Origin of the sequence: Cellulomonas sp. SG140 (assembly GCF_025770785.1) — a bacterium.
Lineage (GTDB): Bacteria > Actinomycetota > Actinomycetes > Actinomycetales > Cellulomonadaceae > Cellulomonas.
The window spans coordinates 70,259-83,964 of the sequence record NZ_JANZLA010000005.1; the positions used below are offsets into that span (position 1 = coordinate 70,259).

At 74.0% G+C, this 13,706-nt stretch carries 12 protein-coding genes and 1 tRNA gene; 7 read left to right on the plus strand and 6 right to left on the minus strand.

Annotated elements, in window-relative coordinates:
* Positions 1 to 247: 247 nt before the first annotated feature.
* The gene (locus tag N0B34_RS10690; protein ID WP_263731375.1) at positions 248 to 889 is read right to left on the minus strand and encodes a GyrI-like domain-containing protein; all 642 of its coding nucleotides are present in this window, start codon (positions 887 to 889) and stop codon (positions 248 to 250) included.
* A gap of 59 nt (positions 890 to 948) precedes the next feature.
* Between N0B34_RS10690 and N0B34_RS10695 the strand changes: the two genes are divergently transcribed.
* From N0B34_RS10695 to N0B34_RS10710, 4 genes are all read left to right on the plus strand, one after another.
* Positions 949 to 2,367 carry an aminopeptidase C gene (locus N0B34_RS10695; protein WP_263731376.1) on the plus strand — a complete coding sequence of 473 codons (1,419 nt, stop codon included), beginning with the start codon at positions 949 to 951 and terminating at the stop codon, positions 2,365 to 2,367.
* A gap of 50 nt (positions 2,368 to 2,417) precedes the next feature.
* Positions 2,418 to 4,991, plus strand: a complete 2,574-nt coding sequence (locus N0B34_RS10700) for a DNA polymerase III subunit gamma and tau (protein ID WP_263731377.1) — start codon at positions 2,418 to 2,420, stop codon at positions 4,989 to 4,991.
* Positions 4,992 to 5,121: 130 nt separating this feature from the next.
* Positions 5,122 to 5,721 carry a recombination mediator RecR gene (gene recR, locus N0B34_RS10705; protein ID WP_263731378.1) on the plus strand — a complete coding sequence of 200 codons (600 nt, stop codon included), beginning with the start codon at positions 5,122 to 5,124 and terminating at the stop codon, positions 5,719 to 5,721.
* 10 nt (positions 5,722 to 5,731) lie between these two features.
* Positions 5,732 to 6,298: a DUF5063 domain-containing protein gene (locus N0B34_RS10710; RefSeq protein WP_263731379.1), complete on the plus strand. Its 567-nt coding sequence runs from the start codon at positions 5,732 to 5,734 to the stop codon at positions 6,296 to 6,298.
* 51 nt (positions 6,299 to 6,349) lie between these two features.
* Here the strand turns inward: N0B34_RS10710 and N0B34_RS10715 are convergent, their stop codons facing one another.
* Both N0B34_RS10715 and N0B34_RS10720 read right to left on the minus strand, forming a co-directional pair.
* Positions 6,350 to 7,495, minus strand: coding sequence for an ABC transporter permease (locus N0B34_RS10715; protein ID WP_263731380.1), 1,146 nt, complete (start codon positions 7,493 to 7,495; stop codon positions 6,350 to 6,352).
* Positions 7,492 to 8,472, minus strand: coding sequence for an ABC transporter ATP-binding protein (locus tag N0B34_RS10720; protein WP_263731381.1), 981 nt, complete (start codon positions 8,470 to 8,472; stop codon positions 7,492 to 7,494). The genes N0B34_RS10715 and N0B34_RS10720 overlap by 4 nt, the downstream gene beginning before the upstream one ends.
* Before the next feature lie 219 nt (positions 8,473 to 8,691).
* Between N0B34_RS10720 and N0B34_RS10725 the strand changes: the two genes are divergently transcribed.
* From N0B34_RS10725 to N0B34_RS10735, 3 genes are all read left to right on the plus strand, one after another.
* Positions 8,692 to 9,426, plus strand: a complete 735-nt coding sequence (locus tag N0B34_RS10725) for a sulfite exporter TauE/SafE family protein (protein WP_263731602.1) — start codon at positions 8,692 to 8,694, stop codon at positions 9,424 to 9,426.
* Between the two features lie 150 nt (positions 9,427 to 9,576).
* The gene (locus N0B34_RS10730; RefSeq protein WP_263731383.1) at positions 9,577 to 10,854 is read left to right on the plus strand and encodes an aspartate kinase; all 1,278 of its coding nucleotides are present in this window, start codon (positions 9,577 to 9,579) and stop codon (positions 10,852 to 10,854) included.
* A 5-nt stretch (positions 10,855 to 10,859) separates the two neighbouring features.
* Positions 10,860 to 11,912 carry an aspartate-semialdehyde dehydrogenase gene (locus tag N0B34_RS10735; protein WP_263731384.1) on the plus strand — a complete coding sequence of 351 codons (1,053 nt, stop codon included), beginning with the start codon at positions 10,860 to 10,862 and terminating at the stop codon, positions 11,910 to 11,912.
* An 82-nt stretch (positions 11,913 to 11,994) separates the two neighbouring features.
* On the opposite strand, the gene N0B34_RS10740 is transcribed toward N0B34_RS10735, so the two are convergent.
* The 3 genes from N0B34_RS10740 to N0B34_RS10750 form a co-directional block, all read right to left on the minus strand.
* Positions 11,995 to 12,558, minus strand: a complete 564-nt coding sequence (locus N0B34_RS10740; RefSeq protein ID WP_263731385.1) for a DUF2510 domain-containing protein — start codon at positions 12,556 to 12,558, stop codon at positions 11,995 to 11,997.
* A 48-nt stretch (positions 12,559 to 12,606) separates the two neighbouring features.
* Positions 12,607 to 13,473 (minus strand): Fic family protein, encoded by an 867-nt coding sequence (locus N0B34_RS10745; RefSeq protein ID WP_263731386.1) that lies wholly within the window; start codon positions 13,471 to 13,473, stop codon positions 12,607 to 12,609.
* A 153-nt stretch (positions 13,474 to 13,626) separates the two neighbouring features.
* Positions 13,627 to 13,700: transfer RNA gene (locus N0B34_RS10750), tRNA-Pro, on the minus strand.
* Positions 13,701 to 13,706: the final 6 nt, after the last annotated feature.

Genomic DNA, 13,706 nt, shown 5'->3' on the forward strand with positions numbered 1-13,706 from the left:
TATGCCCGATTTCCCCAGCTCATCGCGCCCGGCGGTGGGCTGCCCGGGCTCACGGGCGAGTCCGCGCGGCTCGGCAAGGTACCGAACGGCCTGTACGCCCGATGTACGTACACCGGGCGCACAGTCCGAAATGGGTGCCCGGGGGCGGAGGTGTCCGGGCCCGTCTCGTCGGCCCCGTCCCGCTCGTGCCGGGTCCCGACCCGCCATCGGCTCCACCCAGCCACGCGTCGCGCCGGGCTGGCGCGTCCTACCCCTGCGGCGCGTCCTCCGGGGGCTGGACCGGCTGGCGGATGATCGTCCGCAGCCGCTCGGGCGCCGAGCGGCGCGGGTCGCCGAGGTAGATCTCGTGGTGGGCGCCCCGCAGCGCGTACCCCTGGTCGGCGATGGCGCGGTGCAGGCCGGCGATGGTCGGCCCCTCGGCGTCGTACGGGCCGACGTGCAGCACCTGGAAGGCGGTGCCCTCGTCGAGCACGTCGAGGTGCAGGTGCTCCGCCGCGGGCGCACGGTCCTTGGCGACGGCCGCGTCCAGCGCGCGTCCGACGAGGTCCGCCGTGACGCGGGTCGGCTGGACGATCAGCATCGTCCAGCGCCACTCCGCGCGTGTGCCGGTGAGGAACACGTCGGGGTCGTCGGCCCACCACAGCCCCTCCAGCGGCCCGACCTTCCACGGTTGCTCACCGATCGCCTTGGCCATGAAGCGCAGGCCGTAGGAGACGGCGTAGAGGGTGCCGACGGCGTCGGCGTAGGCCGGAGTCGTCTCGGGATCTCCGACGCCGTCCACCATCAGGCACTGCAGCGGTGGCACGTCCACCCGGACGGGCGTCGCCGTGGCCCGGTACACCGCAGCCAGCTCGGGGTCGCCAGCAGAACCACGGACCGCTGGGGTCATGGCCTCAGCGAACCGCAGTCCCAGGAGCCGGACAACAGGGGAGGACCACAATGGCGGGCGTGACTGCCACGACCTCGAACCAGACCCAGACCCCGAACCCGACCCAGACGCCGGCACTCATCCCGACGCAGAGCACCGATCACACCGGAACCGTCGCGGCGACGCCGCTCCACCCCGACTTCGTCGCCACCCTGGCCGCCGGCTTCGCCGCGGACCCGGCCCGGCTGCGCGCGCAGAACGCCGTCACCCGCACCCCGGTCGGCGAGGTCGCGATGAACCACGCGCGCGCCACCTCGATCCGCACCAGCGTGTCGAACCAGCTCGACGACTGGTCCGTCGCCAACCAGAAGAAGAGCGGCCGCTGCTGGCTGTTCGCGGCGCTGAACCTGCTGCGCGTCGGTGCCAAGCAGAAGCTCGGCGTCAAGGAGTTCGAGTTCAGCCAGAACTACGCCATGTACTGGGACAAGCTCGAGCGGGCGAACTTCTTCTGCGAGGACGTGATCGCGACCGCCGGCGAGCCGATCGACTCGCGCCTGGTCGGCTTCCTGCTCCAGACCCTGCTGGGCGACGGCGGCCAGTGGGACATGGCGGTCAGCGTGTTCCTCAAGCACGGCGTGGTGCCCAAGGAGGCGATGCCGGAGACGCAGTCGTCCTCGGACACCGATGCGATGAACACCCAGCTGCGCGCGCGGCTGCGCAAGGGCGCCCTGGCGCTGCGCGCGGCGGTGGCCGACGGCGGTGACGTGGCGGCGGTGAAGGCGGCGATCCTCACGGACGTGCACGCCATCCTGACCATCCACCTGGGTACGCCGCCGACGTCGTTCGACTGGCAGTGGACGGACGACGCGAAGCAGTTCCACCGTGACGGCGTGCTGACGCCGCAGCAGTTCTTCGAGCGGTACGTCACCCTCGACCTGACCCAGTACGTGTGCCTGGTGGACGACCCGCGCCGTGAGCACCCCAAGGGCGCGGCGCTGACGGTGGCCAACCTCGGCAACGTGGTCGGCGGTCGGCAGGTGCGGTACGTCAACGCGCCGATGGCCACCATCAAGGAGCTGGCCGCAGCGTCGATCGTCGCCGGCGAGCCCGTCTGGTTCGGCTGCGACGTGAAGCCGCAGATGCACCGCGAGGACGGCATCTGGGCCGCCGACCTGTTCGACTACTCCGGCGTGTACGGCGTCGACCTGTCCACCACCAAGGAGGAGCGGGTGGTCTCCGGCGAGTCGGCGATGACCCACGCGATGCTGCTGACCGGTGTGGACGTGGTGGACGGCACCCCGCGGCGGTGGCGGGTGGAGAACAGCTGGGGCGACGACAAGGCCGACAAGGGCTTCTTCACCATGGACGACTCGTGGTTCGACGAGTACGTCTTCGAGGTCGTCGTCCGCACCGACGCCCTGCCGGAGGAGCTGCGTCCCGCGCTGACCGCCGAGCCCCTCGTCCTGCCGGCCTGGGACCCGATGGGCGCCCTCGCCTGAGCCCGGGAGGGCCGGAGACGGGTGTCGGATCTGCCGCATAGGGTTCGCACGTGACGACAGCGCTGTACCGCCGGTACCGGCCCGAGACCTTCGCGGAGGTCATCGGGCAGGACCACGTGACGGCTCCGCTGCGCCAGGCGCTGCGCTCCGGCCAGGTCAACCACGCCTACCTGTTCTCCGGCCCTCGCGGCTGCGGCAAGACGAGCTCCGCACGGATCCTCGCGCGGGTGCTCAACTGCGCGCAGAACACCGCCGAGCACCCGACGGACACGCCCTGCGGGGAGTGCGAGTCGTGCATCGAGCTGGCGACGGGCGGTCCGGGCAGCCTCGACGTCGTCGAGATCGACGCCGCCAGCCACGGCGGTGTGGACGACGCCCGTGAGCTGCGCGAGCGGGCCACCTTCGCCCCCGCCCGGGACCGGTACAAGGTGTTCATCCTCGACGAGGCCCACATGGTCTCGAACCAGGGCTTCAACGCCCTGCTGAAGATCGTCGAGGAGCCGCCGCCGCACGTGAAGTTCGTGTTCGCGACGACGGAGCCGGACAAGGTGATCGGCACCATCCGCTCCCGCACGCACCACTACCCGTTCCGGCTGGTGCCGCCTGACGTGCTGGTGCCGTACCTGGCGCAGCTGTGCGAGCAGGAGGGCGTGCCTGTCGGTTCAGGCGTGCTGCCGCTGGTGGTGCGGGCGGGTGCCGGGTCGGTGCGGGACAGCCTGTCGGTGCTGGACCAGCTGATCGCCGGCGCGGGGGAGAGCGGGCTGGAGTACGAGAGCGCGGTGGCGCTGCTCGGGTACACGCCGGCGTCCCTGCTGGACGACCTGGTCGAGGCGATCGCCGCCCGCGACGGCGCCACCGCGTTCTCCGTGGTGGAGCGCGTGGTGTCCACCGGCCACGAGCCGCGGCGCTTCGTCGAGGACCTGCTCGAACGGCTGCGGGACCTGATCGTCCTCGCCGCAGCGGGGGACGCCGCCGGCGCGGCGCTCGGCATGATCCCGGCCGACCAGCTGGACCGGATGCGTGCTCAGGCGGGGCACCTCGGCGCCGCCGAGCTGTCCCGGTCCGCCGACCTGGCCAACGCCGCGCTGACCGAGATGGCCGGTGCCACGTCCCCACGGCTGCACCTCGAGCTGCTGATGGCGCGGCTGCTGCTGCCGGCGGCGGACGACGGCACGCTCGGGCTCGGCGCCCGGCTCGACCGGCTGGAGCGCGGCGGGTTCGCGGCCGCCCCGGCGGTGGTCGGTGCCGGTGGTGCGCCTGTGGTGGCCAGCCGTGCATCGGCACCGGTGGAACCGGCCACCCCGCCGCTCGGCACCCCGCCGGTGGCCGCCGAGCCCGCCGTCGAGGCACCCGCTGAGGCAGCGGACGCCGAGGCCGCTACGGACGCCGCTGCCGACCTGGACACACCGCCGTGGCCGGTCGACGACGTGCCCGCCCGGTCGTCGTCCGGACGGAAGACGGCCACCGCTGGTCCCTCGCCGGCTCCAGCCGCCGCGGCGGCGCCCGCACCGGCAGCAGCCGCACCACCCGCACCACCGGCCCCGGCGGCAACCGCACCACCCGCACCGTCCGCCCCGGCGGCAACCACACCACCGGCAGCGCCGCGCGGCGCCGGCGGCCCGGACACCGAGATGCTCCGTCGCCGCTGGCCCGAGGTGCTCGGCACCCTTCGCGGGTTGCGGCTGCTGACGCACGCCCTGGTCAGCCAGCACGCCCAGGTGCTCGAGCTCGACGCGACGACGTTGCGGCTCGGGTTCGCGCAGCCGGGTCTGATCCAGCAGTTCCAGCGCGGCAGCCACGCCGAGGCGGTCGCCCAGGCTCTCCGGGAGACGCTGGGCGTCGAGGCCAGGGTCGAGGGCGTGCTGGGCGACGCGGCGACACCAGCCGGCAGCGGTGCGGCGTCCGACCGGTCGGCCGCCGGCGCTGCACCGGCGTCAGGAGCTCACACGCCCGCCGGCGCGTCATCGACCGGCTCGACTGCTCGTGCGGCACGGCGTACGCCGGGCATCCCGAGCGTGGACGAGGCCGCCGCGTCATGGGGTCGTCCGGTGCCGTCCAGCTCGGCTCCGGCCGGGGGTTCGGGACCGGAACCCGGTTCCCCGGACGCCGGGTCGGCGCCGGACGGTTCGGCCGCACCCGCCGCCGGCTCGTCCCGCTCGGCAGGCTCGAGCACAGGATCTCCCGGTGCGGCCTCGTCGGGATCGGGAGCGCGCGCATCCCAGGGCCGGCCCGGCACCGCTGCTGCGCCGTCGGGCGCCCGTCCGGACCGCGGCTCGGCACCCCGGGGCCGCGCCGCCGGCACCGCTGCCGCTGCACGCCGCAGCGGTCCTGCGGACGAGCCACCGGACCTCGACCCGCCCGACGAGCCGGTGGACGACCTGCCGCCCGGCGACTGGATCCCGCCGGACGACGAGGTGCCGTTCGAGGACCCGCGCGACGTCCCGCGGGACCCGGTGGCCGGCTCCGGCCCCCGTCCGGCGGGCTCGGGCTGGTCCGACGAGCCCGACGAACCGTCGCCGGACGACCCGCTGATCGACGGATCGGGCCTGGTCGGCGCGCCGCTGGTCGCGCGGCTGCTCGGCGGCACCGTGATCGACGAGCAGATCGACGACCCGAACGCCTGAGCCGCCCGCCTCGAGTCGCGGTTCCACGACGTCGACGCCGTGCGGTCGGTCCGTCGGGTCGACGCCGCCACAGCCGCCCTGCGACGGGCTCGCGAGGTCAACTGGATGGGTGACCAACTAGGCTGACCGCGTGTACGAGGGGGCGATCCAGGACCTGGTCGACGAGCTCGGGCGGCTGCCCGGGGTCGGCCCCAAGAGCGCCCAGCGCATCGCGTTCCACATCCTCTCGGCCGACCCGGCGGACGTCCGTCGGCTGGCCGACGCGCTCACCGAGGTCAAGGCCCGCGTCCGGTTCTGCGAGATCTGCGGCAACGTCGCCCAGGAGGCGCAGTGCCGCATCTGCCGCGACCCGCGACGCTCCCCGAACGTGATCTGCGTGGTGGAGGAGGCCAAGGACGTCGTTGCGATCGAGCGGACGCGCGAGTTCCGCGGCCGGTACCACGTGCTCGGCGGGGCCATCAACCCGATCGGCGGCGTCGGTCCGGACGACCTGCGGATCGCCTCGCTGCTCAGCCGCCTGGCGGACGGCACCGTCACCGAGGTGATCCTGGCCACCGACCCCAACGTCGAGGGCGAGGCGACCGCCACCTACCTGGCCCGGCTGCTGGTCCCGATGGGCCTGGCGGTCAGCCGGCTCGCCTCCGGCCTGCCGGTGGGCGGGGACCTGGAGTACGCCGACGAGGTCACCCTGGGCCGGGCCTTCGAGGGCCGCCGACGGATCAGCGCGTAGGGAGCGGACGATGACCGACAGCGACACCGACGACCTCGCGAACCTCGCCCGGTCGGTGCACGACGAGGCGCGCAGCTACCTGACCACGGTCACGGAGGTGGCCGCCGGCTCGGCGCCGGAGGCCACGCTGCCGCTGCTGCTCCTCGCCTTGTCGGACGTGATCGCGGCCGGTGCCCGGCTCGGTGCGATCAACGACGTGGTGCCGGCCCTGCGGTTCGAGCCGGACGTCGGTCCCGACCCGGACGTCGAGCCGCTGCGCGCCAACCTCGCGAACGTGTTCGAGGGAGTCGACGAGTACGTCGAGGTGGTCGACCCCGTCGTCGGCCCGGAGGTGGCCCAGGCGACGCTGTCCGGCGACCTCGTCGCGATCGCCGGGGCGCTGGCCCAGGGGCTGCGCCACTACGAGGCGGGCCGCCCGGTCGAGGCGCTGTGGTGGTGGCAGTTCTCCTACCTGTCCGACTGGGGCGAGCGCGCGTCGTCGGCCTTGCGCACGGTGCAGACGATCCTGGCGCACCTGCGGCTCGACGTGGACGACGACGTGGCTGCCGAGGCGGAGTACGACGCGCTGCAGCCCTGACCAGGGCGGACGTCGCGACGACGCCGTACGCCCCCGAACCGGAGCCGCGCCTCAGGCCACCCGCACCCCGCGCGGCAGAGCGTGCTGCGGGATGCGCAGCCGGCGCACGGCGGTGACGTAGCCGGCCACGCCGAGCAGGACCGTGAACGCCAGGCCCCACGGCCACACCGGCACCGCCGACGGCCGTGGACCCTCGGTGGGCAGGGACACCTGTCCCATCGGGCCCCAGCACTCGTTCGAGATCCCGCTGGCGCCGGCACGCGCGGTACGGACCTCCTCGCGGATGGCGCCGAACGGTGACGTCACCGACTGGAGGTCCTGCTGCGGCACCGTCGAGGCGTCGGAGACGATGACGAACGGGTTGGCCGCCAGCAGCCACCAGGTCCGCTCGGTGTGGACGACGGGCCGCGTCTCGGTGCGCCACTCGCACGCGGGTACCGCCGAGGAGTCGCCCGCGGCCGTGCTACCGCCGAGGGTGACGCTGCCGCTGCACGTCGTGTCGCCCAGGGCATTGGACTCGCACTGCGCCGACGACGGCGAGACGCCCCACACGCGCACCTCCTCCTGGGAGGTGTTCGCGGGCAGCGTCAGGCCGAAGAAGACGAGGGTGAACACCGCGAGGGCCGAGACCCCGAGGAAGGTCAGCACGGTCGACCCAGCCGTCCGGGCGGTCAGGGCCGAGAACCCGATGCCCATGCCGCACACCGACGCGAGGACCACGGCGGTCACGATTACGACGCTGACCAGCGTGATCACCCTCGTCCCGCCCATCGCCATCGCGAGCCCGTAGAACGGCAGGCTCGCCACCAGGAAGGCGGTGGCGGCGGCGAACGCCCCGAGCAGCTTGCCGGTGGCGATCTCGGCCGGGGTCAGCAGGGTCACCTGGACCGTGGCGAGCGTGCCGGCGGCGCGGTCGCCGTTCACGGCGGTCGACGACAGGGTCGGGGTGACCAGCAGCCCCAGCCCCAGCACCAGGAAGGTCACCACGAAGAACAGCAGCGGACCGCGGTGCAGGGGAGAGGTGTCGTGACCCGTCAGCGCGCCGAGGGCTCCGGTGGTGAGCGCGGTGACGGCGCCGACCACGAGGAACCAGACCACCAGCGCGACGATCCAGCGGGTGGACCGCACCCGCTGCCGCAGCTCCAGGGCCGCCACCGTGCGCACCCCGTGCCAGGACACCCGCCACGTGCCGCTCATCGCCGCTCCTCGTCCAGTGCCAGGTAGGCCTGCTCCAGCACCCCGCCGGCGGGGGCGATCGAGACGAGCGGCACGCTGGCCGCCACCGCGTCCCGCACCAGCGTCGCGGCGCCCTCGTCGCCGTCGACGTCGATCAACACACCGTCGTCGTCCGGCCGCCACGCGGCGTGCACCGCGGTGAGCCAGCGCTGGAGCGCCTCCGCGTCCAGCGCGCGCACCCGCCAGGGCCGGCGGGCGCCCGCGGTGCCGAGGGTCGCCTCCGTGTCGCCCGTCAGCACCGTGCGACCGTGCGACAGGAACACTGCGTCGTCGGCCATCTCCTCCAGCTCGGACAGCACGTGGCTGGACACCAGCACGGTGCGCCCCTCGTCCGCCAGCCGGCGCAGCAGCTCGCGCAGGTCGACGCGGGACCGGGGGTCCAGGCCGGAGGCCGGCTCGTCGAGCAGCAGCACCGCCGGGTCGTGCACCAGCGCGCGGGCCAGTCCGAGCCGCTGCTTCTGGCCCCGCGAGAGCACTGCGGCGGGCCGGTCGGCGTACTCGGACAGGTGCACCAGGGCGAGCAGCTCGTCGACGCGGGCCCCGACGGACGCCGGAGGCAGGCGGTAGGCCGCCGCGAACGTCCGGAGCACCTCGCGAGCCGTGAGCGAGTCCCACGTGCCGAACGTGTCCGGCATCCAGCCGGTCCGGGCCCGTGCGGCGGGGCCGTCCGTCACCGGGTCGTACCCGTCGATGCTCACCGTGCCCGCATCAGGCGCCAGCAGCCCGGCCAGCACCAGCAGCAGCGTCGTCTTCCCGGACCCGTTGGGCCCTACCAGGGCGGTGACCCGGCCGGCGCGGGCGTGCAGGTCGACGCCGTCCAGCGCCCGCACGGCGCCGAAGCTGCGGACCACGCCGGCGGTGCGGATCCCGTCCGGGCCGCCTGGCCCGGGCGAGCCAGGGTGCGGAGGGACGGCCGAGGCAGCGACGTCGCTGGTCATGGCTTGACGGTAGGGGTCGGGCAAAGGGCGGCGTGGCCCGTTTCTGAGGGGATCCTGTGCCGGGACTGCGCCGGTTGCTGGCGGTCCGACGGCAGGCCGTCCCGGCGTCCTCCGACCCGGCGGGCCCGCCGTCCTCCGACCGAGACCGGCCGGGAGGTAGGGTCCGCCACCGTGACCGTGTCCGGCCTGCACCTGACGCTCGCGACGGTCGGCCTGCTGATGCTCGCCGGGTTCACCGCCGGCTGGGTCGACGCGGTGGTCGGCGGCGGCGGGCTGGTGCAGCTGCCGGCGCTGCTGCTGGTGCCGGGCATCACTCCCGTGCAGGCGCTGGCCACCAACAAGGTGGCCGGGATCATGGGCACGTCGGTCAGCGCGCTGACCTACTACCGGCGGGTGCAGCCCGGCCTGTCCACTGCGGGGCCGATGGCGATGACCGCACTCGTCGGCGCAGCCGGGGGAGCGGCCCTCGCCGGGCTGCTGCCCACCTCCGTGTTCAAGCCGGTCATCCTCGTGGCACTGGTGCTGGTGGGCGCGTACACGGTGGCGCGTCCACGCGTGGGCCGGGCCACCGACCTGCGCTGGACGGGTCGGCGACACCAGGCGGTGGCGCTGGCGCTCGGCCTGGTGCTGGGTGCGTACGACGGTCTCCTGGGCCCGGGCACCGGCTCGTTCCTGGTGATCGCCCTGGTCGGCATCGTCGGCTACGGGTTCCTCGAGGCGTCGGCGCAGGCGAAGATCGTCAACGTCGCCACCAACCTCGGCGCCCTGCTGGTGTTCACGCTCGAGGGGGCGCCGCTGTGGCGGCTCGGGCTGCTGGTCGGCGGAGCCAACATCGCCGGTGCGTACCTCGGGGCCCGGACGGCGGTGGCCCGGGGCAGCGCCTTCGTCCGCATCGTCTTCGTCGTCGTCGTGGCCGCCCTGATCGCCCGGCTCGCGGTCGACGTGCTGGGCTGACCAGCGCGAACGCCGCGGAGCACACCGGCCGCGGGCGGCCGCGTCCGTCATGCGGAAACCCGTCGGTCCGCATCGTGGGCCGACCTAGACTCGCAGGCGCCCCTCGTCCGATCGCGGTCTGATCGCGCAACCCCTCCGGAGCGCACCCTCGTGGCCCTCATCGTGCAGAAGTACGGCGGCTCGTCCGTCTCCGACGCCAGCAGCATCAAGCGCGTCGCGAAGCGGGTCGCCGAGGCGAAGCGCGCCGGCAACGACGTGGTGGTGGTCGTCTCGGCGATGGGCGACACGACGGACGAGCTGATCGACCTCGCCCACCAGGTGACCCCGCTGCCGCCCGAGCGCGAGATGGACATCCTGCTGACCGCCGGCGAGCGGATCTCCATGTCCCTGCTCGCGATGGCGATCGACCAGCTCGGCGTCGAGGCGAAGAGCTTCACCGGCCAGCAGGCCGGCGTCATCACCGACGAGACGTACGGCAAGGCGCGCATCATCGACGTCACGCCGAGCCGCATCACCAAGACGTTGGCCAAGGGCCAGGTCGCGATCGTCGCCGGCTTCCAGGGCGTCAACCTGGCCACCAACGACGTGACCACCCTCGGCCGCGGCGGCAGCGACACCACCGCCGTCGCGCTGGCGGCCGCGCTCCAGGCCGACGTCTGCGAGATCTACACGGACGTCGACGGCGTGTTCACCGCCGACCCGCGCATCGTGCCGAGCGCCCGCAAGCTCGACCGGATCAGCTACGACGAGATGCTCGAGATGGCCGCCAGCGGCGCGAAGGTGCTCATGCTGCGCTGCGTCGAGTACGCCCGCCGCTACCAGGTGCCGGTGCACGTCCGGTCCTCGTTCTCCACCCACCCGGGCACGCTGGTCACGGACGAGCCCGACACCACCCAGGAGGTTCCCGTGGAGCAGCCGATCATCTCGGGCGTCGCGCACGACCGCTCCGAGGCGAAGATCACGGTGGTCGGCGTCCCCGACGTGCCGGGCAAGGCCGCCAAGATCTTCACGGTGGTCGCCGGCGCCGGCGTGAACATCGACATGATCGTGCAGAACGTCTCCGCGGCCCGGACGGGCCTGACGGACATCTCGTTCACGCTCCCCGCGACGGACGGCACGGTGGCGATGGCCGCGCTCGCGGAGCACCAGCCGGAGATCGGGTACGCGTCGCTGCAGTACGACGACACCATCGGCAAGCTCTCGCTGATCGGTGCGGGCATGCGCTCGCACCCGGGCGTCAGCGCCAAGCTGTTCGAGGCGCTGTCCGAGGCCGGTGTGAACATCGAGATGATCTCCACCTCCGAGATCCGCATCTCCGTGGTGACCCGGGCCGACTCGCTCGACGAGGCGGTCCGCGCGGTGCACACGGCGTTCGGGCTGGACACGGAGTCGGACGAGGCCGTCGTGTACGGCGGGACGGGGCGGTGAGCGGGATGAGCGGCGTGAACGTCGCAGTGGTCGGGGCCACCGGGCAGGTCGGTGGCGTGATGCGCCGGCTGCTGGCCGAGCGCGAGTTCCCGGTCGCGTCGATCCGGTACTTCGCGTCGGCGCGGTCCGCGGGGCGGACGCTGCCCTGGGGTGACGACGAGATCACGGTCGAGGACGTCGCGACGGCGGACCTGTCCGGCATCGACATCGCCCTGTTCTCCGCCGGTGGCGCGACGTCCAAGGAGCAGGCGCCGCGCTTCGCCGCCGCCGGTGCCCTGGTGGTGGACAACTCCTCTGCCTGGCGCAAGGACCCGCGGGTCCCGCTGGTGGTCAGCGAGGTCAACCCGCACGCGCTCGACGAGATCCCGCTGGGCATCGTCGCCAACCCGAACTGCACCACGATGGCCGCGATGCCGGTGCTCAAGCCGCTGCACGACGAGGCCGGGCTGCGCCGCCTGATCGTCTCGACCTACCAGGCCGTGTCCGGGGCCGGCCTCGCCGGTGCGCAGGAGCTCGACACGCAGGTGCGCGCCGCCGTCGAGGAGGACACGCTCGGCCTGGTGCACGACGGCTCTGCCGTGCACTTCCCTGCGCCGACCAAGTTCCCGCGGACGATCGCCTTCGACGTGGTGCCGTTCGCCGGCAACCTGGTGGACGACGGCCTGCGCGAGACCGACGAGGAGCAGAAGCTCCGGAACGAGTCCCGCAAGATCCTCGAGATCCCCGACCTGCTCGTCTCGGGCACGTGCGTGCGGGTGCCGGTGTTCACCGGCCACTCGCTGTCGGTCAACGCCGAGTTCGAGCGGCCGCTGTCCGTCGAGCGGGCCTACGAGCTGCTGGCCGACGCCCCTGGTGTGCAGGTCGAGGACATCCCGACGCCGCTGCTGGCGGCCGGCAAGGACCCGTCGTACGTCGGCCGCATCCGCACCGACGAGGGCGCGCCCGAAGGGCGCGGTCTCGCGCTGTTCGTGTCCAACGACAACCTGCGCAAGGGCGCCGCGCTCAACGCGATCCAGATCGCCGAGCTGCTGGTCGCCCGCCGCTTCGCCACGGCCTGACCGCGCTCGAGGACCGGCCCCGGCACCCGACGGTGCCGGGGCCGGTCTGCGTCGTGGGGCCGGTGGCCGATGGCCGAGGACCTCAGGCGCCGGAGGCCACCACGACGGTCATCACCAGGCACAACGCGCCGGCGACGACGGCGAACCAGGCCCTGCCGCGGCCGTGGCCGCCGGACGACGCGCGACGGATCGCGACGATGCCGAGCGCCACCGACAGCAGCCCCACGACCGCACCGAACACGGCCCCGCCGGTCCCGACCATGGCCATGAACCACGCGAAGAGCGCGAACAGCCCGACGTAGCCCGCGACGATCGACTGCCACGAGCGGCCCACCGGCAGCACCCAGTGCAGACCGTTGCCGGGCCCCAGGTCCGTGCTGGGGGCCGCCACAGGTCCGTAGGCCGCCGTGGCGTACGCCCCGGGGACGTACCCACCAGCGGGTGACGCGTACCCGCCGACCGGTGGGCCGTACCCGCCGGCCTGCGATCCGTACCCGCCGGAGGGCGAGGCGTACCCACCGGCAGGCGCGGCGGCCGGTGCGAGCGGCGTGACGTGCTCGGTCCACCGGCTGCCGTCGAACCAGCGGACGACGTTCGGGGTGGACCCGTCCGGGTACCAGCCCGCGGGTGGAAGCGGCGCACTCATGAGGCACGCATCGTCAGGTGCCGGCGCGGCCTTGAGCGCCGTCACCCGTCAGTGCGAGAGCACCTCGTCCGCCAGCCGCGCCGCCCGGGCGGCGCCCTCCGTGACGGCATCGGCGCAGAGCACCAGCCAGGCGGCCACCCGGTCCGGTTCACCGGTGGCGAAGCCCGCGGCGGTGGCCTGGTACACCAGCGGCGCATCCGCCCAGACGGGCTCCGCGACGGCGCACCCCGTCGGGTCGAGGCCGCCAGCGGTGACGGCGAGCCGGGCGACGGCACGGGCGACCACGCCGTTGGCGGCGGTGAACGGCCGCAGCGCCAGCAGCTCGCCGTGCAGCACGGCGGCGACCACCGCGGCGGGAGCGGCGGTGCGGTGGACCGCCTCGGTCAGCGCGGCCAGCCGATGGCCGACGTCCGCACCGGCCGGCGCGGCTCCCAGGCCGGCGAGGTCGGCGGTCGGGCGGTCGCCGCGGGGGCGGCCCAGCTCCTCGTCGGGAACCCTGCCGGTCGCCGCGAGGGTGTGCAGCCGCGCGAGCAGCTGGCCCAGCGGGAGCGGGCCGAGGGTGCCCCTGCCGTCGCCGACCCGACCCGGCGCGCCGAGGTCCGGCATCAGGCGCTCGACGGCTGCGTGCGCCCGCACCGCACCGCGGACGACGTCGTCCGTCGGCCCCTGCGCGGGTGCGCCGGCGGCCAGCGCCCGCACGTTCTCGACCGGCACCCGCACGCCGTCCAGCGCCGCGCTCGCCCACGCTGCCTCGAGGCCGGCGCGCACCCGGACCTCCGACCAGCGTCGCCGCATCGCGGGATGCCGGCGCAGCTCGGTGCAGGCGTCCCGGGCCCTGGTCACGGCGGCGGGGACGCCGGGGAGGGCCGCCAGCCCCGCCAGCACGTCGTCAGCGGGCTCGATCACGGGGCTCACGGGACCAGTCTGCCGGGCGGCGGCGCGCCGAGCCTCGACGTCCCACCGGTGGGCGAGCGGTCCACCACCCGCACGGTCCGGGACCGTTCAGCGCACATGACGACGGCCCTTGACCAGCACTTCTGCCGGTCAAGGGCCGTCGTCGTCTCCGGGTCGGGGTGGCGGGATTCGAACCCACGACCTCTTCGTCCCGAACGAAGCGCGCTACCAAGCTGCGCCACACCCCGGAGGAA